Raw genomic sequence first — 19,372 nt, 5'->3', positions numbered from 1 at the left:
CTGAAAATTAAGAAGTTTTATAAATGAAAAAATTTGCCCTTATCGGTGCTGCTGGTTATATCGCTCCACGTCACTTAAAAGCGATTAAAGAAACAGGTAACGATTTAGTAGTTGCTATGGATGTAAACGATTCTGTTGGGATTATGGATAGTCATTTCCCAGAGGCAGAATTTTTTACTGAGTTTGAACAGTTTGAAGCCTATGTTGAAGATCAGAAGCTTAAAGGTCAGAAATTAGATTACGTTGCGATTTGCTCACCAAACTATTTACATGCGCCTCATATGAAATATGCCCTAAAAAATGGTATTGAGGTGATTTGTGAGAAGCCATTGGTTTTAAATTCAGAAGACTTAAATATGTTAGCTGAATATGAAAAACAGTATGGTGCAAAAGTAAACTCAATTCTTCAATTACGCTTACACCCATCAATTATTGCTTTACGCGATAAAGTACAAGCAGCGCCTGCAGATAAAGTATTTGATGTCGATTTAACTTATCTGACTTCACGTGGTAAATGGTATCTAAAATCGTGGAAAGGTGTAGATAAAAAATCTGGCGGCGTAGCAACCAATATTGGTGTGCATTTCTATGACATGCTGCATTTCATTTTTGGTGATATCGTTAAAAATGAAGTGCATTATCGTGATGAGAAAACAGCATCAGGCTATTTAGAATATGAACGTGCTCGTGTTCGTTGGTTCTTGTCTATTGATGCAAATAACCTGCCATCAAATGCTGTAAAAGGTGAAAAGCTAACTTACCGTAGTATTACGATTGAAAATGAAGAATTAGAATTTTCAGGCGGTTTTACAGATTTACATACGCAGAGTTATCAACGTATTTTGGAAGGCAAAGGCTACGGTGTGGAAGAAAACCGAGCAGCAATTGAAACAGTAGAAGTCATTCGTGTTGCTCCTATTGTGGAAAACCCTGCGAACCCACATCCATTATTATTCAAGGTCAAAGCATAATGAAAATTACAAATGACTTAGTTTATCAGGCAACCAATGTTGTATTGGAAAATGATTTTCACTACGACGAATTAGGCCTATTGGTAACCTGTTCAAAAGGTAAATTATTATCTTTTATTGAAAATCCAAAATATATTGTGCAATTAAACCAAAATTCTAGTATTCGTGGTGTTTTTTGTACAAAAGAACTCGCAGAGCTTAAGGCTTTTAGGGATGATATAGATGTAATTATTGTCGATGACCCTAAGTGGTTCTTTTTTTCTTTAGTTGACTATTTAGCAAAAAATAAAAAAAGATTAGAGACAACTATTCACGAAAGTACTCAAATAAATTCTACAGCTTATATTAGTCCTCTTGGGGTTATAATTGGTAAAAATTGTATTATCGAGCCTCATGTTACAATTCATTCAGATGTTACAATTGGTGATAATGTAATTGTGAGGGCTGGCACAGTATTGGGTGGTGAAGGGTTTGAGCATAAAAAAACTCTTCATGGTATCTTGTCTGTTACTCATAATGGTGAAGTTATAATTAAGAATAATGTTGAAATAGGTGTTAATTCACATGTTGCTAAGGGGTTTTCATATCGACCGACAATTATTGGTGAAAGTACAAAATTAGATGCTTTTGTACATTATGCTCACGGTGTGCAATGTGGGAAAGAGTGTCTGATTGTTGCACATGCAATGCTAGGTGGTAATGTTGATATAGGTAACAATGTCTGGATTGGACCTTCAGCAGTGATAACAAATCGTATAACTTTAGAGGATAATTGTTTCATTACTTTAGGGGCAGTTGTTACTAGAAGTGTGAAGAGTGGTGAGACGGTTTCTGGAAATTTTGCAATACCCCATAAAAAATTTTTAAATAATTTAAAAAGGTCACTTGCTAATGATTGAATTTATTGATTTAAAAGCTCAGCAAGCTCGTTTAAAAGATAAGATTGAAGCGGGTATTCAAAATGTATTAACCCATGGTCAATACATTTTAGGTCCTGAGGTAAAAGAGTTAGAAGAAAAACTTGCTGCTTATGTCGGTGCAAAATACTGTATTACATGTGCAAATGGTACCGATGCCTTACAAATTGCACAAATGGCGTTTGGTATCGGTCCGGGTGATGAAGTGATTACGCCCGGATTTACCTATATTGCAACAGCTGAAACAGTTGCAATATTGGGTGCGACGCCTGTCTATGTCGATGTTAATCCAAAAACATATAATTTGGACGTTGCACAATTAGAGGCAGCGATAACCCCGCGTACGAAAGCAATTATTCCAGTAAGCTTGTACGGTCAATGCGCTGATTTTGATGCAATCAATGCAATTGCAGCGAAATATAATATTCCTGTTATTGAAGATGCAGCGCAAAGCTTTGGTGCAACCTATAAAGGTCGTAAAAGTTGTAACTTAACTACTGTGGCTTGTACAAGTTTCTTCCCAAGTAAGCCTTTAGGTTGCTATGGGGACGGTGGTGCGATTTTTACCAATGATGATGAACTAGCAAAAGTGATTCGCCAAATTGCACGACATGGTCAAGACCGTCGTTATCATCACATTCGTGTAGGTATGAATAGTCGTTTGGATACATTACAAGCTGCCATTCTTTTGCCAAAACTTGAAGTTTTGGATGAAGAAATGCAAGTGCGTCAGCGTGTAGCAGAAACCTATACCAAACTGTTTAATGAAGCGGGTGTTAATACTACACCATGTATTGAAACACATAATCAGAGTGCATGGGCGCAATATACCATTCAAGTTGAAAACCGTGATGATGTACAAGCTAAGCTGAAAGAGCAGGGTATTCCTACAGCGGTACATTACCCAATTCCATTGAATAAGCAGCCAGCAGTAGCAAATGAGAATGTAAGCTTACCTGTTGGTGATGCAATTGCTGAGCGCGTAATGAGTTTGCCAATGCATCCTTATTTAACCGTTGATGCTCAAGAAAAGATAATTGCGGCACTTTTGAGTAAATAAGTTGTGAAAAGCCTTCTTGATAAAGTTAATGCAAAGTTAAATGCACAAGGGGGCTTTTTAAAGTCTATTACGTTGTTAGCAGGTGGAACTGCATTTGCTCATGCAATTACAATTTTAGCTTTACCATTTATTACAAGATTATATGCGCCGGAAGACTTTTCTCGACTCGCAATTTATACAAGTTTATTGAGTATACTTTCGGTAATAGCTTGTTTACGATATGAAATTGCTATCCCATTACCAGAAAATGATGCTGAGGCAGAAAGACTGCTTATAATATCTATTATAAATTGTCTTATATTCTCAATAGTCTTATTTGTTTTTTTATGCTTTTATAATCAAAACATAAAGATATGGCTTGATAGTAAATATTTTTCACAAATTACATGGTTATTACCTATAGGTGTGTTCTCTGCGAGTCTATACTCCGCATATAAGTTTTGGTGTACGCGAACTAAAAATTTTAAGGCTATAGCTAAGACCAAATTTGAACAAGCGATCTCATCGGTTATTTCCCAATTGAGTTTAGGGTGGCTGGGAATGACATCAATCGGTATGTTGGTGGGTCAGTTTTTTTATAATAGTGCTGGAGTGTTTAGCCTAATACGTAAAAAGAAAAAAATATCAAGATATAGTTCAAAAGAAATAATTCAAACATATAAAAAATATAATGATTATCCTAAATACTCTGTAAGTGAAGCTCTATTTAATACAGCTAGTGTGCACTTACCTATGCTACTTATTGCTATTATGGCTGCCTCGGAAGAAGCGGGGTATTTATTGTTAGCTTCAAAAATTATGATAATACCAATGGTCCTAATAGGGACAGCTGTTTCACAAGTTTATTATGCTCATGCAAATGATGCAAAAAAAAATGGTGAATTAGCAAAATTCACAAAAAATTGTATGCTAAAGCTACTAAAAATTGGTTTTATACCATTAATTGCTATCGGATTAATTGCACCTTGGGGGTTTTCTTTAATTTTTGGTGATGACTGGAAGAGAGCTGGGGAATTGGTTGCATGGATGACTCCATGGTTTTTAATACAGTTTATAGTGTCGCCAGTCTCGATGGTTTTTCATGTTGCAATGAAACAGAGATTAGCACTTATTTTACAATTTATTGGGTTTTTTCTAAGAGTTGGCAGTATTTTTATAGCACTTATTATTTCTAAGGATTTAGTAAGTGAATTTTATGCATTGAGTGGGTTTATATTTTATCTAATATATTTAGTATTAATTTTATACATACTGAAAGATATTGATAATAAGAGATATTTTAATGAATAAATTATTCTACTTTTTAGAGAGTAAATATGCATATTTGTTATTTTCTATTATTTGGAAAATAATTTTAGACCTATCTTATGTTTTATATGTTGGAAAATATTTTGAGTATTCAGGTTTTTTAAATAACTTTGATTATTCGACTTATATATTAAGTTGGATTTTATGTTTTGTTGGATTATTTTTTTCATCAAAAGTTATTAATAAGCCATCAGATTTTTTCATCTGCTTCTTCTTGCATATTGCAATATTCCCTCTTTTAACATTTATATCTTTTAATGCTATTTATAGTTATTCAACAGTTATTGTTGTTTTTTTAAGCTATATTTTAATTTATTTATATTGTAATTTTAAATTTTTTAAAGTGGTTAGAGTTGCTAATGTAAAAAATGGCCCGATAATATTAAAATATGTTTCATTTGCATTAATAGGTTATTTAATTTTTTGGTATGTTATTTCTGGTGCAGTGAATAATTTTAATTTAGATTTAAGTAAGGTTTATGAGTTTAGGGAGATTAATGCTGAATTAACTAATGTTGGTTTTTTAGCATATTTGAATTCTTGGGTTTATCAAATTTTTACAGTTGCGTTAATGTGTTACGCATTACTGAAAAAAAATTATCTTTTTTTTGGAGTTTTATGTGTAATTCAGACTTTTTTCTTTGGGGTAAATGCACATAAATCTATTTTATTTGCTCCTTTAATGATTTACATTATTTATTTTTATTTTTCAAGTACTAAAGCTCTATCTATACTGCCTTTGTTGCTCTCTATAATGGTAGGTGGGATGTTGGTTTTATCTTTTTATAATCCAATTTCAATTTTACCATCTATGTTTATTAGGCGTACTTTTTTTGTTCCCGCTTTTTTAACATTTAATTATTTTGAATTTTTTTCAAATCATTCATTTAACTATTGGTCAAACTCAATTTTTAAAAGTTTTCTTCCAGAAATATATCCAGAGGGTGTTTCGAAAGAGGTTGGTAATTATCTGGGATCAGGAACAAATGCAAACAATGGCTTTATAAGTAGTGGTTATGCTCAGTTTGGTTATGTTGGTGTTCTTATTTATGTTTTAATCCTTTCATATATTTTAAAGTTTTGTGATTACTTGTCTGAAAAAATTGGTAGTAATTGGTTTTGTATATGTTTGCTTATTATACCGATTAGGAACGTTTTTTTATCATCTGATTTATTCACAACGCTGTTAACTCATGGTTTATTAGTTTCTATATTTATTTTAATTTTAGTTCGCACTTCGAATGATAATGGGTATCAAAAATGAAGAAAATTGCGCATCTTACATCCGTTCATCCAAGATATGATGTCAGAATTTTTGTTAAAGAGTGCTCATCTTTAGCGAAAAAATATCAAGTTAATTTAATTGTTGCAGATGGTAACGGTGATCAAATAATCAATGGTATTCAAATTCATGATGTTGGAAAATTCAATGGCCGTTTAAATCGTATGTTAAAAGCAACACAAGCTGTTTTTGAAAAGGCAAAATTTGTTGATGCTGATATATATCACTTACATGATCCGGAGTTAATACCTATTGGCCTAAAATTAAAAAAACTTGGAAAAAAGGTCATTTTTGATGCTCATGAAGATTTACCTAATCAAATAAAGTCTAAGCACTATTTGCATCCAATTTTTAGATCGTTATTGTCAATGACTGTTAAATATTATGAACAATATGCTTGTTCAAAATTGGATGGAATTATTGTTGCTGCTGAACCAATTATTAAAGAAAAATTTTTAGCAATTAACCCTAGAACAGAAGATATTAATAATTATCCAAAGTTAGAGGAATTAGCAGATATATCTGAATCAAAAAGAATTAAAAATCAAATATGTTATGTGGGTGGTATTACTCGAGTCCGCGGTATTGTTGAAATGGTTAAGGCTATTCAACTAACTGAAGCTGATTGTCAATTAGTCATAGCAGGTAATTTTTCCGATAGTAATTTAGAGGCTGAAGTAAAGTCTTTACCAGGATGGAATAAAGTAAAGTTTTTAGGCTATGTTGACCGAACTGGTATTAGAAACATAATGGAAACTTCATGTCTTGGCTTAGTTACGTTACACCCTACAGATAGTTACTTAAATTCTATGCCAATTAAAATGTTTGAATATATGTGCTCTGGTATGCCAGTGGTTTCATCTGACTTTCCTTTATGGCAAAAAATTATCAATGATTCTCAAAGTGGGAAATTTGTAGATCCATTAGACTCACTTCAAATTGCTAAAGCAATTGATTTTTACTTATTAAATAAGGAGGAGTCATTAAAAGCTGGTCAATCTGGTCGAGATTTCGTTTTAAAAAAATATAATTGGGCGAATGAAGAAGAGAAATTATTTAACTTTTATGATGATATCCTTGGTAAAAATAATGCTAGATAGAAAAACTTTTTGGATTATTAATCAATATAGCTCTACCCCTGAAACAGCTATGGGGGGGAGACATTATTATATTGCTCAGGAATTGGCTAAGATAGGACATAAAGTCTATGTTATTGCTGGTTCTTATAGTCATTTACTAAGAAGTCCTAAGATATTTGATGAAGAGTTTCTCTTTGAAGAAAGAGAAACTAATTTTACTTTTATTTGGGTTAACTTGCCTAAGTATGATGGTGCCCATGATAAAAAGCGAATAATTAATGAATTTATTTTTTCATATAAAATAAGAAAGTTAAAAAATATTATTCAAGATACTCCAGATGTCATTCTGCATTCTTCACCTGCGCTCATAAGTTATTTCGGTGCAAGTTATTTAGCAAGCTATTTTAAAACTCCTTATATTTTTGAGGTTAGAGATCCTTGGCCTCTTACTTTAACGGAGATAGGGGGATATTCAAAAAAACATCCGTTTGTACGTTTTTTACAATGGATAGAAGATAGGGCATACCAAAGAGCAGACTTTGCTTTTTCTAATTTTTTTAATGCGATTGAACATATGCAATCGCGAGGATTAGAATATACGAAATTTCATTGGATTCCGAACGGTATTTCTTTACCAGAAGTTGAAAATAGAGAAGCTATAGATATAACAGTATTAAATAAAATACCCAAAGATAAGTTCATTGTTGGTTATACTGGTACGTTGGGAACAGCTAATGCAATGAATTATTTGATTGATGCAGCAGAGCTTCTTTTAAATAGTCCTTCTATTCATTTTGTATTAGTTGGGGATGGAAAGGAAAAAGCAAGATTAGAAAAGCATGTTACTGATAAAAATCTGACTAATGTGACTTTTATTTCCTCAATACCAAAAAAACAAATACAAAGCATTCTTGAAAAATTCGATGCATGTTATATAGGTTGGCTCAATCACAGAATGTATAGATTGGGAATTGCTGCAAATAAACTTCCAGAATATTTATATTCTGGAAAACCAATTATCCATTCATATTCGGGCGCTGGTGATTTCGTTCGGCAAGCAAATGCTGGTATAAGCATTGATGCAGAAAAACCGCAATTAATTGCAGATGCCATTTTAGAATTATCTCAGTTGCCTGTAAATGAGCGACAACAAATGGGTGAACGGGGCAAAAAATTTGTTCTTGAGAATTTAAGTTATATGGAAATAGCCACAAAAATTGAAAGTATTGTTTTGCAAAGTGATAAGAATAAATGAAAAGATTGCTTGATATTATTATAGCCACTATTGCACTTATTCTCCTTTCCCCCTTATATGCATACGTTGCTTATAAAGTGAAAAAAAATCTAGGTTCACCGGTGTTGTTTCGTCAAGTTCGTCCAGGGCTCAATGGTAAGCCATTTGAAATGATTAAATTCCGTACCATGAAAGATGCAGTAGACGCACAAGGTAATCCGCTACCCGATAGCGAGCGCTTGACGCCATTTGGTAAAATGCTGCGTTCAACCAGTTTGGATGAAATGCCAGAGCTTTGGAATGTCATAAAAGGTGATATGAGTGTGGTTGGCCCACGTCCATTACTTATGGAATATTTGCCTTTATATAATGAAGAACAAGCAAAGCGCCATAATGTGCGTCCAGGTATGACGGGTCATGCACAAGTGAATGGACGTAATGCCATTAGCTGGGAAGAAAAATTCAAATTAGACACATGGTATGTTGAAAACCAGTCCATCTGGCTCGACTTTAAAATCATGTTGAAAACTGTGCAAAAGGTTATTGCTAAAGATGACATTAGTGCAGAAGGTGAGGCAACCATGACTCGCTTTACAGGATCGAAACATAAGGATAAAGAATAATGTCGAATAAATTGATTGGTGTTTATGGTGCAAGCGGCTTTGGTAAAGAGGTTATGCCTCTAGTACGTGCGCAATTTACTGAATTAAATAAAGAACATTTTGTATTTATTGATGACGGTCAAGCAAATACAGATTTAAACGGATATAAAGTACTGAGCTACACGGATTTTATCAATGATTCTAAAACCGATAAACATGTGACAATTGCAATCGCAAATAGCCTAGTACGTGAAAAATTGGTGGCTCGTTTAAATCAGGACAATGTTCAACATTTAGAAATTCAAGCGGCGAATACGGTTATTCTAGATGAAGTTGAAATAGGTGAAGGCAGTCTACTGTGTCCTTTTACATGTATTACTTCAAATATTAAAATTGGTAAATTCTTCCATGCCAACATTTATAGCTATGTTGCGCATGATTGCGTTATTGGTGACTATGTTACTTTTGCCCCAGGTGTAAAATGCAATGGCAATATTCACATTGAAGATCATGCCTATATTGGTACTGGTGCGGTGATCAAACAAGGTACCCCAGATAAACCATTAGTGATTGGTAAAGGTGCTGTGGTTGGTATGGGCGCAGTCGTGACCAAAAGTGTTCCCGCAGGTGTTACTGTTGTAGGTAATCCAGCCCGAATTTTAGAGAAGAAATAAAGATTTTTAAAAAATCAATTTAGGAAATAGATATGTTAAACACTGCATTTGAACCGTGGCCAAGCTTTACGCAAGAAGAGGCAGATGCTGTATCCAAAGTATTACTGTCAAATAAAGTAAACTATTGGACGGGTCAAGAATGCCGTGAATTTGAAAAAGAATTTGCCGCTTTTGCAGAAACTCAATATGCCGTGGCTTTGGCAAACGGTACGGTGGCACTAGATGTCGCATTAAAAGCTTTGGGTGTTGGGGCAGAAGATGACGTGATTGTGACTTCACGTACGTTCTTAGCATCTGCAAGCTCTATTGTGACCGCTGGTGCAAACCCTATATTTGCAGATGTAGAGTTAGATTCGCAAAATATATCTGCGCGTACAATTGAAGCTGTTTTAACACCAAATACTAAAGCAATTATCTGTGTACATTTGGCGGGTTGGATGTGTGATATGGATCCAATCATGCAGCTAGCGCACGATAAAGGCATTTATGTTATTGAAGACTGTGCACAGGCACACGGCGCAAAATACAAAGGGAAATCTGCGGGTTCTATTGGTCATATTGGTGCATGGTCTTTCTGTCAGGATAAGATCATGACCACTGGCGGTGAAGGCGGCATGGTTACCACTAATGACGAAGCCTTATGGAAAAAAATGTGGTCATACAAAGACCATGGTAAAAACTTTGACAGCATTTATAACAAGCAGCACCCGCCAGGTTTCCGCTGGTTACATGATTCGTTTGGCACCAACTGGCGCATGATGGAAATGCAAGCAGTCATTGGGCGTATTCAGTTGAAAAAAATGGCTGAATGGACCAAGGTCCGTAATGAAAACATGCAGAAAATCTATGCAGCCTTTGCTGAAACACCATATATAACTGTCTCACAGCCAAGTGAGGAATATGTACATGCAGCATATAAATGTTATGTTCAAGTGAATCCAGAGCATTTACCTGAAGGTTGGTCACGTGATCGCATTATGAATGAAATCACGGCACAAGGTGTCCCATGCTTTAGTGGTTCATGCTCTGAGGTTTATTTAGAACATGCTTTTGATGGAACGCCTTGGCGCCCTGAACAGCGTTTAGCAAATGCACAAAAACTTGGAGAAACTAGTCTGATGTTTATTGTGCATCCAACCTTAAGTGAAAGTAGTTTAAGTACAACAATTCACGCAATTCAAAGTGTACTTTCAAAAATTTAATTCATTTTCTGTGTGGCGAGTCTCAATAATTGAACTCGCTTACATTTTTACATTTGTTTAAAAATGCTAGATCGACTAAAAACATTTTTAGTTCAATTATATAAATAGCATAGAGAAGACTAATCCTGTGAAATCAGTCATTATGCCCTTGGTGAATTCTCCTCGATACGCCAAACAATTATTTTTAGTAATTTTAGATTTTTTAGCGTTTCCAGTTCTCATTTGGTTTTGTTATGCGTTACGTGAATTTAATTTAGGTGCTGAAGTTGTTCCCAATATTGCCTTCGGCTCACTTTGGGTAAGTACTCTTGCTGTAGCTATGTCACTCATTTGTGGACTTTATCATTTTATTGTTCGTACATTTAACGAGGTTTTTTTTACGCGTTTAGCAATTGCTACAGGATTAACAATCTTAGGTTTATATGCTTTAGCGTATTGTAGTCATGCATTTATACCCACTTCAATTCCGTTGATGTTTGGTTTTTTAATGTTTGCTTGGGTGTGGTTTAGTCGTAGCGCAATTCGTTTTATCGTGAGAGCTAGTTTACAGACGAATATGCCCAAAAGAAAAATTGTGATTTATGGTGCAGGTTATGCAGGTCAACAAATTGCGGCTATGCTAAATCGTTCTGATGAGCATTTTCCATTATTTTTTATCGATGATGATGAGTCACTTACAGGGCAAATTATTGGTGGATTAAAAGTTTATAATGCTGATCAAGGACTTAAGCATCTTGATCAAGAAAAAGTAGATGAAATCTTAATTGCATTACCCTCTGTAGGACGTACACGTAAAAGTGAAATTGTGAAGTTCTTAGAGCCAGCGCATATTAAAATTACTGAAATTCCTGGCTTAACGAAATTGGTCGATGGTGATATCCATGTTTCCGATATTCGTGAAGTTGATATTATTGATTTATTAGGTCGAGATCCTGTTCCACCTATTCCTGAGCTGCTCGCTAAAAATATTCATAATAAAGTTGTAATGGTAACAGGAGCAGGAGGCTCAATTGGGTCGGAGTTGTGTCGGCAAATTATTAAAAACCACCCGCAAAAATTAGTAATATTTGAACTCACTGAGTTTGCACTATATAGCATTGATAAAGAGCTACGTCTGAATTGTAATATTGAAATTATTCCAATTTTAGGAACAGTATTAGATGAAGCTAAACTTGAGCGAGTCATTGAACAATACCACGTGCAAACCGTTTATCATGCAGCAGCTTATAAACATGTCCCCTTAGTTGAATGTAATCCTTTAGCAGGATTAAAAAATAACTCTGTGGGTACAGCTTTTAGTGTAAATGCAGCTGTTAAAAAAGGCGTGGAAACCTTTGTATTGATTTCAACTGATAAAGCAGTCCGCCCAACCAATGTGATGGGTGCTTCGAAGCGAATGGCAGAGCTATATTGCCAAGCAATGGCTGAGGCGCAAAATCAAACACAAATTAGTATTGTGCGTTTTGGTAATGTTCTAGGTTCTTCAGGTTCGGTCGTACCTTTATTTAAACAGCAAATTGCCAAAGGTGGCCCGATTACCGTTACACATCCTGATGTCACTCGTTACTTCATGACAATACCCGAAGCATCACAATTGGTTATTCAGGCTGGAGCTCTCGGCACAGGTGGTGATGTATTTTTGTTAGATATGGGAGAACCTGTTAGAATTCAGGATTTAGCACGTCAAATGATCGCTTTAAGTGGTTTAAAAGTTCGTGAAGAAGGAACAGATATTGGCGATATAGCAATTCGCTATTCTGGACTACGTCCTGGTGAGAAATTGTATGAAGAGTTATTGATTGATCAGGAAGATACTCAAGTGACGGATCATAGTCGTATTCTCCGCTCATTTGAAAAACATTATCCTTTAGAACAGTTATTGCCTATTTTTGAGCGAATTTATAACTTAACTGCAATTGAAGCCGATGTTAATTGGGCATTGGAGCAATTGGAGTTCTATGTTGATGGTTATCAACGTGGCAAAGAAATTCAGGTCAATTAATATTTTTTAGTTTATGAATGTAAAAAAGGAGCCATGAGGCTCCTTTTTTACATTGGGGTATTATTCTACCGTTACAGACTTCGCCAAGTTACGTGGCTGATCGACATCTGTTCCACGCAGCACTGCAACATGGTATGAGAGCAGTTGAACTGGAATGCTATACACAATCGGCGCCAAGATTTCATTCATACTTGGTACATAAACCACGTGTTGACGATCTTTCGCTTTGATCCCGCTATTTTCATCTGCAAAGACAAATAACTCACCGCCACGTGCTTGAACCTCTTCCATATTGGATTTGAGCTTATCTAACATGTCATCTTGTGGAGCAAGAATCACCACAGGCATATCATTATCTACCAGTGCCAATGGACCGTGTTTTAATTCACCAGCCGCGTAGCCTTCTGCATGGATGTATGAAATCTCTTTAAGTTTTAAAGCACCTTCAAGTGCGATAGGGAACTCAGTTCCACGACCCAAGAATAGGCAGTGATTTTTTTCAACAAATAATTCTGATAGACGTAGAATCTCAGCATTATTTTGTAAAGTATCTAAAATCACTTTTGGTGTATGCCAAAGCGCTGCAATAATTTCAGAGACACGGTCAGTTGAAATGCTTTGCTTAATTTGACCAATTTTCAATACTAATAGCATCAATGCCGCAAGCTGTGTGGTAAAGGCTTTAGTCGACGCAACACCAATTTCAGGGCCTGCGAGTGTTAACAAACTGTAGTTGGTTTCACGTACCATCGACGAGGTTGCCACGTTACAAATGGTCATGGTGGTGATATTTAAACTTTTCGCTGCTGCACGTTTTTGCGTATCACGCAGTGCAGCTAAAGTATCGGCCGTTTCACCTGATTGAGAAATACAAACATACAGTGTGTTATTCACAATCACAGGCGAGCGATAACGGAATTCACTGGCAATTTCGACTTGGCAAGGTACATCGATCAGTTGTTCAAACCAATATTTGGCAATCATGCCGGCATGGTAGCTGGTACCACATGCGATGATTTGCACTTGTTGAATTTGGCTGAAATCTTGAACTGCATTGGCAAGGAAATCATCACGAAGCGCATTACCATTTAATGCTTGTGAAATCGTTTGCTTAATCGCTTCAGGCTGCTCATAAATTTCTTTGAGCATATAGTGTTTATATTCACCTTTTGAAGCATTGCTTACAGTCGCATCAAGCTCTTTGATTGGACGATTCACCAATTTACCATCGACGAATACTTCAATAGTATTACGTGTCAAACGTGCAATATCACCTTCTTCAAGGTAGATAAAACGGTTGGTAATTGGTAAAAGTGCCAATTGATCCGAGCTAATAAAGTTCTCGCCAATACCGACACCAATCACGAGAGGTGAACCTTCACGCACCGTGATTAATTCATCAGGATGGTCTGTATGTACGATACCCAGTGCATAAGCACCTTTGAGTTGAGGCACCACACTTTTAACCGCTTCTAAAAGACTCGGGGTGCTTTTTAAAGCGTCATTGACTAAATGTGCAACAACTTCTGTATCTGTTTGTGAGGTAAAAACATAACCAAGCGCTTCAAGATCATCTTTAAGCTCTTGATAGTTTTCAATAATACCGTTATGAACAACAGCCACATTGCCTGAAATATGCGGATGGGCGTTATTTTCAGTTGGTTTACCATGGGTTGCCCAGCGCGTATGTGCAATACCGACCGAACCTGCGATATCTGCTTCTTCAACGGCTTGTTCAAGATTTGCAACTTTACCTACGCGACGTTCACGTAGAACATGGCCTTTATTAATCAGCGCTAAACCCGCAGAGTCATATCCACGATATTCAAGACGCTTTAAGCCTTCAATTAAAATATTGGTAATACTACGTTCTGCAACGCCACCGACAATACCGCACATAATTTAATCCTCTTATTTCTTCAATTTTTGGGGACGTTGATAGTTTTCTTTGGCAAATTGCTTCGAACGTTCTACCGCAAGGCTATTGTCTGCCACGTCACGTGTAATGGTTGAGCCAGCACCCACTGTTGCACCATGACCAATGGTGACAGGAGCGACTAATGAGCTATTTGAGCCGATAAAGGCTGAGTCACCGATAATGGTTTTAAATTTGTTTGCGCCATCATAGTTGCAGGTAATGGTGCCTGCGCCAATGTTTGAACCTGCACCGACTTCTGCATCACCTAAATAGGTGAAGTGGTTGGCTTTTGAGCCTAACCCGACAGTGGTATTTTTAACTTCAACAAAGTTACCAATATGTACTTCTGCAGCTAATTTTGCGCCAGGGCGTAAACGTGCAAATGGACCGATTTGAGCGTCTTCACCAACAATGGCACTGTCAAAAACGCTATATGGTTGAACTTTAGTGCCTGCCGCAATCTTGGAGTTTTTAATGATACAACCTGCACCAATTTCAACGTTATCACCGAGTTCAACATCACCCTCGATAATTACGTTGATATCGATACGGACATCTTGACCGACAGTCAGTGTGCCACGTAAGTCGAAACGGGCAGGATCAATCAGGTGAACGCCTTGTTGCATCAGTTGTTTGGCTTGGAAACTTTGAAATTCACGCTCTAATGCAGCCAATTGTACGCGGTCATTGACACCTTCCACTTCAAAAGCACGTTCTGGTTCAACAGATGCCACTTCGAGACCGTCAGCAATTGCCATGGCAACGATATCGGTCAGGTAATATTCACCTTGCGCATTATTATTGCTTAATTTTGGCAACCATTCGTGCAATTTAGCATTACTTACGGCATAAATACCGGTATTAAATTCTTTGATTTTACGTTGTTCTTCAGAGGCATCTTTGTGTTCAACAATGGCTTGAATTTTGCCATTTTCACGTACAATACGACCATAACCTGTCGCATCATTAACCGTTAGGGTTACTAAACCAATGCCAGTATGAGTCGAAACATCCAGTAATTTTTGTAATGTTGCTTCAGTGATGCAAGGCACATCACCTGAGAGAATCAAAGAAATCCCAGTTTTTGCTAGGACAGGGAGAGTCACTTTGACTGCATGGCCTGTACCCAATTGTTCTGCTTGTTCAACCCATTTGACATTTTCATGTGCAAACGCGTTTTGAACCATTTCACCGCCATGCCCATAGATGGTAATTATTTCTTCTGCATTTAATTTTTTCGCAGTGTTGATGACATGGCCGAGTAAAGGTTGTCCTGCGAGTGGTTGTAATACTTTGGGTAAACGAGAACGCATACGTGTCCCTTTACCTGCAGCAAGAATAATAACGCTAGTAGACATGTTTAATCCTAGGTGTTTCTATTACATAGACAAAATATAAAAATAAATACAGATGCAAAGCGCAGCCCAAAGGCCCGCAATAATATCGTCAAACATGATGCCAAAGCCACCACCGACTTGACGGTCAATGACACGAATAGGCCACGGTTTCCAGACATCAAATAAACGGAATAAAGCAAAACCAATCAATGCCCAAGTCCAGCTCATTTGCCCAAGATATAAAATTGGGAGGAAGGTAATGGACTGACCGGCAAATTCATCCCATACGATGCGGCCATCATCATGAACACCCATGACTTTGGCGGTTTGACCGCAAATATAGATCCCAATAATCGACATGATGATCATGACTATAATGGAGTTGAAAAAGCCGATTGCAAGCCAACCTGGAATAAACAACAAAGCAAAAGCAGAGCCAAAGGTGCCCGGTGCTTTGGGTGCAAGACCCGAGCCAAATCCCACGCCACAAAAGGCGATGACTCGGTTAAACCAAGACATGGATTTAAAGTTAATGGCTGGCTTATGCAAAATGCTGGTATCCCTTAAATTTTATGACTTGGTCCACACCGTGGTTGTTATAACGGATTCCCAAATTTGGGGTGATTTGACCGATTTTACTAATGTTTACATCTAATTTTAGTTGCAGAAGTTTTTGATAATTCTGCGGACTTATTGTAAAGCATAACTCATAGTCATCTCCACCCGCGAGGGCGTATTGCCACTGCTTTTCTTGTTGTAATTGTTTTACATCGTGATCGATAGGAAGTTGATCTAATTCAATTTCTGCACCGACGTGTGAAGCAGCGAGGATATGTCCTAAATCTTGTGCGAGCCCATCAGAGACATCAATCATACTGTTGGCTAAGCCTTTGAGCTGTTGGCCCAATAAGCAACGTGGTGTGGGATAATCTAAACGGCGTTGTAAGCGATGACCTAAATGGTTTAAGCCAAATGCAGCATCACCGACTTGTCCGCTGACGCAGATATAATCACCGACTTGGGCACCTGAACGTGGGACAGCTTGTCCTGATTCTACCCAGCCGAGGGCTGTAACTGAAATCGTCAGATGAGGACTTTGTGTGGTATCACCACCAATTAAACTCACACCAAATTGATCGCAACAATCATATAAACCCTGACTAAAGCCTTTGAGCCAGTCATGATCAATTTGGGGTAGGCTTAATGCCAGTAAAATACTATGCGGTTTGGCGCCCATTGCAGCAATGTCAGAAAGGTTGACGGCTACAGATTTCCAGCCAATGGCATGTGGGTTGGTGTCGAGAGGAAAATGACGTCCAGCAACGAGAGTATCGGCACAGATGACCAATTGTTGCTGTGGAGGAGGGGTGAGCAAGGCTGAGTCATCACCGACTCCTAAATCGACAGCACTACTGCTGTGACGATTAAAATAGGTATCAATGATAGAGAACTCAGCCATACAACGTACTACTTAATAAATTAATTAGCTTGTTGCTTTTCTGCTGCACGCAATGTAGTCGCTAAACGATCCAATACACCATTGATGTACTTATGGCTGTCTGCACCGCCAAAATGTTTAGCTAACTCGATCGCTTCATCGAGTACGACACGGTAAGGAATCTCAAGGTGTTCTTTGAGTTCATACGAGCCTAAACGAAGGGTTGCAAGTTCAACGCCATCTAAGGCTTCAACTTCGCGATCGAGTACAGGGATTAAAAGCGCATCCAATGCTTCATGATTGGCAACAACCTCGGTCAATAACTCGTGGTAATAGCCGAGGTCGACCTTGTGCATGGCATTTTCCACACGCGTACGTGCTTCAATCTCATGCACAGGATTGCGGCTCATTTGCCATTCATAAATTCCTTGTACAGCAAAGCGACGTGCTTTACGTTTTGCTGCATAAGTTGCTTGAAGTGTTTGCGACATAGCGTTAAATAGCCTTTAACAAGTTAACCATTTCAATAGCAGTCAAGGCAGCTTCACTACCTTTATTACCTGCTTTTGTACCCGAGCGTTCAATCGCTTGTTCAATACTATCCGTAGTCAATACACCATTAATTACTGGTAAGCCAGTGTCTAAACCAACAACGCCTAAACCTTTGGCACATTCGCCAGCAACAAAATCGAAGTGAGGCGTGCTACCACGAATCACTGCGCCAAGCGCGATGATGGCATCGAAACGATCTGAAGCTGCAAGTTTCTTTGCAACCACTGGAAGTTCCCAAGCACCCGGTGCATGAACAATAGTGATATTATCCTCTGATACGCCATGACGTTTCAATGTATCAACGGCACCTTCTAGCAAATGTTCAACAACAAAGCTATTAAAACGACCAACTAAAATCGCATAACGGTCTTCGTTCGCGAGATGTAACATACCTTCAATACGGCGAACTGCCATAGCAACCTCGATTATTTCTCTGATGTTTGATTTGCGGTGATGTATTCCACCACTTCTAAGTTAAAGCCTGATAGTGCATTAAAGCGTAATGGCGAGCTAAGAAGCTTCATTTTTTCCACGCCTAAATCACGTAAAATTTGTGCGCCAACACCAATGGTTTGGTACTGCTGTGACAGTGCTGCATTGGATTTAACATTTTTCGGTGCAGTTAAATTTTCTAAAGCAGGGCCTAAGTCCTGTAAATGACGCTGACCAATCCACACTAAAACACCACGATCGCTGGATGCGATTTCTTTGAGTGCTTTATCGAGATTCCACGCTGGAGCGCCATCTTGTTTATTCAGTTTTAATAAGTCACGAACTGGGCTGAAACCGTGTACACGTACAGTGGTCACGCCTTGCTTTGGTTCGCCTTTCACAAGGGCTAAATGAATGTCTGGATTACCAATTTCACGGTAACGGAACAATTCAAATGTACCGTATTCTGTATCTAGTGTTTGCTGGTCTAGACGTTCAACCGTTTGTTCATTGGTCATGCGGTAGTGAATCAGATCTGCAATGGTTCCCATTTTTAAGCCATGCTTTTCAGCAAACACTTCAAGGTCTGGGCGACGCGCCATAGTGCCGTCTTCATTGATGATTTCACAAATCACAGATGCGGGTTCTAGGCCGGCTAAACGCGATAAATCACAGCCTGCTTCAGTATGACCTGCACGGTGAAGGACGCCACCAGGCTGTGCCATCAGCGGGAAAATATGGCCTGGCTGTACGATGTCAGCTGGTTTAGCATGTGCAGCTACCGCTGTTTGAATGGTGTGCGCACGTTCAGCAGGTGAGATGCCTGTTGAAATGCCATTTGCTGCTTCAATAGACAAGGTAAAGTTGGTACCGTGCTGCGCACCATTGGCATCAACCATGAGTGGTAAATTTAACTGTTGGCAACGCTCTTTGCTGAGCGTTAAGCACACAAGACCACGCGCATGCGTAATCATGAAGTTGATATCTTCAGGGCGTACGTGGGTCGCAGCGATAACAAGGTCGCCTTCATTTTCACGATCTTCATCATCCATCAGGATGACCATTTTTCCTGCACGAATATCAGCTACGAGCTCTTCAACAGTATTGAGCGGCATCAATCTTCACCTTTTTTTTGTCTCGAATGACATTTACTTGCATTGATTGTTGCATAGTCTAACGTTTTTTTGCGTTCTTTGCCTATGCTTATCATTTTCCTTTAATGGCTCATTGTTATACACAGTCGTCAGAACCTTGAAAAGAGGACTTTATTTGAATTGTGCCATTTATGCTGAATCTTTAAACACTTGAAAAGCATAAAAATGGGTAAGCTTATACAGATTTTAAATAATTCAAATGAAAGAGAT

Annotated in this window: 18 protein-coding genes; 11 read left to right on the top strand and 7 right to left on the bottom strand. The window is 37.7% G+C overall.

Annotated elements, in window-relative coordinates; all coding sequences use genetic code 11:
* Positions 1-23 precede the first annotated feature (23 nt).
* The 11 genes from FTV50_RS14165 (at position 24) to FTV50_RS14115 (ending at position 12,331) form a co-directional block, all read left to right on the top strand.
* The gene (locus tag FTV50_RS14165; protein ID WP_180024800.1) at positions 24-971 is read left to right on the top strand and encodes a Gfo/Idh/MocA family protein; all 948 of its coding nucleotides are present in this window, start codon (positions 24-26) and stop codon (positions 969-971) included.
* Positions 971-1,870 (top strand): UDP-3-O-(3-hydroxymyristoyl)glucosamine N-acyltransferase, encoded by a 900-nt coding sequence (locus FTV50_RS14160; RefSeq protein WP_180024799.1) that lies wholly within the window; start codon positions 971-973, stop codon positions 1,868-1,870. The genes FTV50_RS14165 and FTV50_RS14160 overlap by 1 nt, the downstream gene beginning before the upstream one ends.
* Positions 1,863-2,948, top strand: coding sequence for a DegT/DnrJ/EryC1/StrS aminotransferase family protein (locus FTV50_RS14155; RefSeq protein ID WP_180024798.1), 1,086 nt, complete (start codon positions 1,863-1,865; stop codon positions 2,946-2,948). Before FTV50_RS14160 ends, FTV50_RS14155 begins: the two co-directional genes overlap by 8 nt.
* 3 nt (positions 2,949-2,951) lie before the next feature.
* On the top strand, positions 2,952-4,238 hold the full coding sequence (locus FTV50_RS14150) for an oligosaccharide flippase family protein (RefSeq protein WP_180024797.1): 1,287 nt from the start codon (positions 2,952-2,954) through the stop codon (positions 4,236-4,238).
* On the top strand, positions 4,231-5,520 hold the full coding sequence (locus tag FTV50_RS14145) for a hypothetical protein (RefSeq protein ID WP_180024796.1): 1,290 nt from the start codon (positions 4,231-4,233) through the stop codon (positions 5,518-5,520). The genes FTV50_RS14150 and FTV50_RS14145 overlap by 8 nt, the downstream gene beginning before the upstream one ends.
* Positions 5,517-6,638, top strand: a complete 1,122-nt coding sequence (locus FTV50_RS14140; RefSeq protein WP_180024795.1) for a glycosyltransferase — start codon at positions 5,517-5,519, stop codon at positions 6,636-6,638. The genes FTV50_RS14145 and FTV50_RS14140 overlap by 4 nt, the downstream gene beginning before the upstream one ends.
* A complete protein-coding gene (locus tag FTV50_RS14135; RefSeq protein ID WP_218950749.1) occupies positions 6,628-7,872 on the top strand; it encodes a glycosyltransferase family 4 protein in 1,245 nt (414 codons plus the stop codon). The genes FTV50_RS14140 and FTV50_RS14135 overlap by 11 nt, the downstream gene beginning before the upstream one ends.
* Positions 7,869-8,474, top strand: a complete 606-nt coding sequence (locus FTV50_RS14130) for a sugar transferase (RefSeq protein WP_180024794.1) — start codon at positions 7,869-7,871, stop codon at positions 8,472-8,474. Before FTV50_RS14135 ends, FTV50_RS14130 begins: the two co-directional genes overlap by 4 nt.
* Positions 8,474-9,127 carry an acetyltransferase gene (locus tag FTV50_RS14125; protein WP_180024793.1) on the top strand — a complete coding sequence of 218 codons (654 nt, stop codon included), beginning with the start codon at positions 8,474-8,476 and terminating at the stop codon, positions 9,125-9,127. The genes FTV50_RS14130 and FTV50_RS14125 overlap by 1 nt, the downstream gene beginning before the upstream one ends.
* 32 nt (positions 9,128-9,159) lie before the next feature.
* Positions 9,160-10,329: a DegT/DnrJ/EryC1/StrS aminotransferase family protein gene (locus tag FTV50_RS14120; protein WP_180024792.1), complete on the top strand. Its 1,170-nt coding sequence runs from the start codon at positions 9,160-9,162 to the stop codon at positions 10,327-10,329.
* 127 nt (positions 10,330-10,456) lie between these two features.
* Positions 10,457-12,331, top strand: a complete 1,875-nt coding sequence (locus FTV50_RS14115) for a nucleoside-diphosphate sugar epimerase/dehydratase (protein ID WP_180024791.1) — start codon at positions 10,457-10,459, stop codon at positions 12,329-12,331.
* A 60-nt stretch (positions 12,332-12,391) separates the two neighbouring features.
* On the opposite strand, the gene glmS is transcribed toward FTV50_RS14115, so the two are convergent.
* From glmS to ribBA, 7 genes are read right to left on the bottom strand one after another with little or no spacing between them, the layout of a single operon-like run.
* Positions 12,392-14,230, bottom strand: coding sequence for a glutamine--fructose-6-phosphate transaminase (isomerizing) (gene glmS / locus FTV50_RS14110; protein ID WP_180024790.1), 1,839 nt, complete (start codon positions 14,228-14,230; stop codon positions 12,392-12,394).
* Between the two features lie 12 nt (positions 14,231-14,242).
* A complete protein-coding gene (glmU, locus tag FTV50_RS14105) occupies positions 14,243-15,607 on the bottom strand; it encodes a bifunctional UDP-N-acetylglucosamine diphosphorylase/glucosamine-1-phosphate N-acetyltransferase GlmU (RefSeq protein WP_180024789.1) in 1,365 nt (454 codons plus the stop codon).
* Positions 15,608-15,628: 21 nt separating this feature from the next.
* A complete protein-coding gene (locus FTV50_RS14100; RefSeq protein WP_078194116.1) occupies positions 15,629-16,105 on the bottom strand; it encodes a phosphatidylglycerophosphatase A in 477 nt (158 codons plus the stop codon).
* Positions 16,106-16,127: 22 nt separating this feature from the next.
* Positions 16,128-17,045 carry a thiamine-phosphate kinase gene (gene thiL, locus FTV50_RS14095; RefSeq protein WP_180024788.1) on the bottom strand — a complete coding sequence of 306 codons (918 nt, stop codon included), beginning with the start codon at positions 17,043-17,045 and terminating at the stop codon, positions 16,128-16,130.
* A 20-nt stretch (positions 17,046-17,065) separates the two neighbouring features.
* Positions 17,066-17,515, bottom strand: a complete 450-nt coding sequence (nusB, locus tag FTV50_RS14090; RefSeq protein ID WP_180024787.1) for a transcription antitermination factor NusB — start codon at positions 17,513-17,515, stop codon at positions 17,066-17,068.
* Positions 17,516-17,519: 4 nt separating this feature from the next.
* Positions 17,520-17,990, bottom strand: coding sequence for a 6,7-dimethyl-8-ribityllumazine synthase (gene ribE / locus FTV50_RS14085; RefSeq protein WP_111885509.1), 471 nt, complete (start codon positions 17,988-17,990; stop codon positions 17,520-17,522).
* An 11-nt stretch (positions 17,991-18,001) separates the two neighbouring features.
* Complete coding sequence (gene ribBA, locus FTV50_RS14080; protein ID WP_067765588.1) at positions 18,002-19,123, bottom strand: bifunctional 3,4-dihydroxy-2-butanone-4-phosphate synthase/GTP cyclohydrolase II; 1,122 nt, start codon at positions 19,121-19,123, stop codon at positions 18,002-18,004.
* Between the last annotated feature and the right edge of the window lie 249 nt (positions 19,124-19,372).

Origin of the sequence: Acinetobacter sp. YH1901134, from assembly GCF_013416965.1 — a bacterium.
GTDB classification, from domain to species: Bacteria; Pseudomonadota; Gammaproteobacteria; order Pseudomonadales; family Moraxellaceae; genus Acinetobacter; species Acinetobacter amyesii.
Note: the sequence above shows the minus strand (reverse complement) of the source record. Positions and strands in the feature narration are given on the sequence as shown.

Coding starts and splice junctions, on each gene's coding strand:
- FTV50_RS14165 (WP_180024800.1), top strand. CDS start 24: ATGAAAAAATTTGCCCTTATCGGTGCTGCTGGTTATATCGCTCCACGT.
- FTV50_RS14160 (WP_180024799.1), top strand. CDS start 971: ATGAAAATTACAAATGACTTAGTTTATCAGGCAACCAATGTTGTATTG.
- FTV50_RS14155 (WP_180024798.1), top strand. CDS start 1,863: ATGATTGAATTTATTGATTTAAAAGCTCAGCAAGCTCGTTTAAAAGAT.
- FTV50_RS14145 (WP_180024796.1), top strand. CDS start 4,231: ATGAATAAATTATTCTACTTTTTAGAGAGTAAATATGCATATTTGTTA.
- FTV50_RS14140 (WP_180024795.1), top strand. CDS start 5,517: ATGAAGAAAATTGCGCATCTTACATCCGTTCATCCAAGATATGATGTC.
- FTV50_RS14135 (WP_218950749.1), top strand. CDS start 6,628: ATGCTAGATAGAAAAACTTTTTGGATTATTAATCAATATAGCTCTACC.
- FTV50_RS14130 (WP_180024794.1), top strand. CDS start 7,869: ATGAAAAGATTGCTTGATATTATTATAGCCACTATTGCACTTATTCTC.
- FTV50_RS14125 (WP_180024793.1), top strand. CDS start 8,474: ATGTCGAATAAATTGATTGGTGTTTATGGTGCAAGCGGCTTTGGTAAA.
- FTV50_RS14120 (WP_180024792.1), top strand. CDS start 9,160: ATGTTAAACACTGCATTTGAACCGTGGCCAAGCTTTACGCAAGAAGAG.
- glmS (WP_180024790.1), bottom strand. CDS start 14,230: ATGTGCGGTATTGTCGGTGGCGTTGCAGAACGTAGTATTACCAATATT.
- glmU (WP_180024789.1), bottom strand. CDS start 15,607: ATGTCTACTAGCGTTATTATTCTTGCTGCAGGTAAAGGGACACGTATG.
- FTV50_RS14100 (WP_078194116.1), bottom strand. CDS start 16,105: ATGTCTTGGTTTAACCGAGTCATCGCCTTTTGTGGCGTGGGATTTGGC.
- thiL (WP_180024788.1), bottom strand. CDS start 17,045: ATGGCTGAGTTCTCTATCATTGATACCTATTTTAATCGTCACAGCAGT.
- nusB (WP_180024787.1), bottom strand. CDS start 17,515: ATGTCGCAAACACTTCAAGCAACTTATGCAGCAAAACGTAAAGCACGT.
- ribE (WP_111885509.1), bottom strand. CDS start 17,990: ATGGCAGTTCGCCGTATTGAAGGTATGTTACATCTCGCGAACGAAGAC.
- ribBA (WP_067765588.1), bottom strand. CDS start 19,123: ATGCCGCTCAATACTGTTGAAGAGCTCGTAGCTGATATTCGTGCAGGA.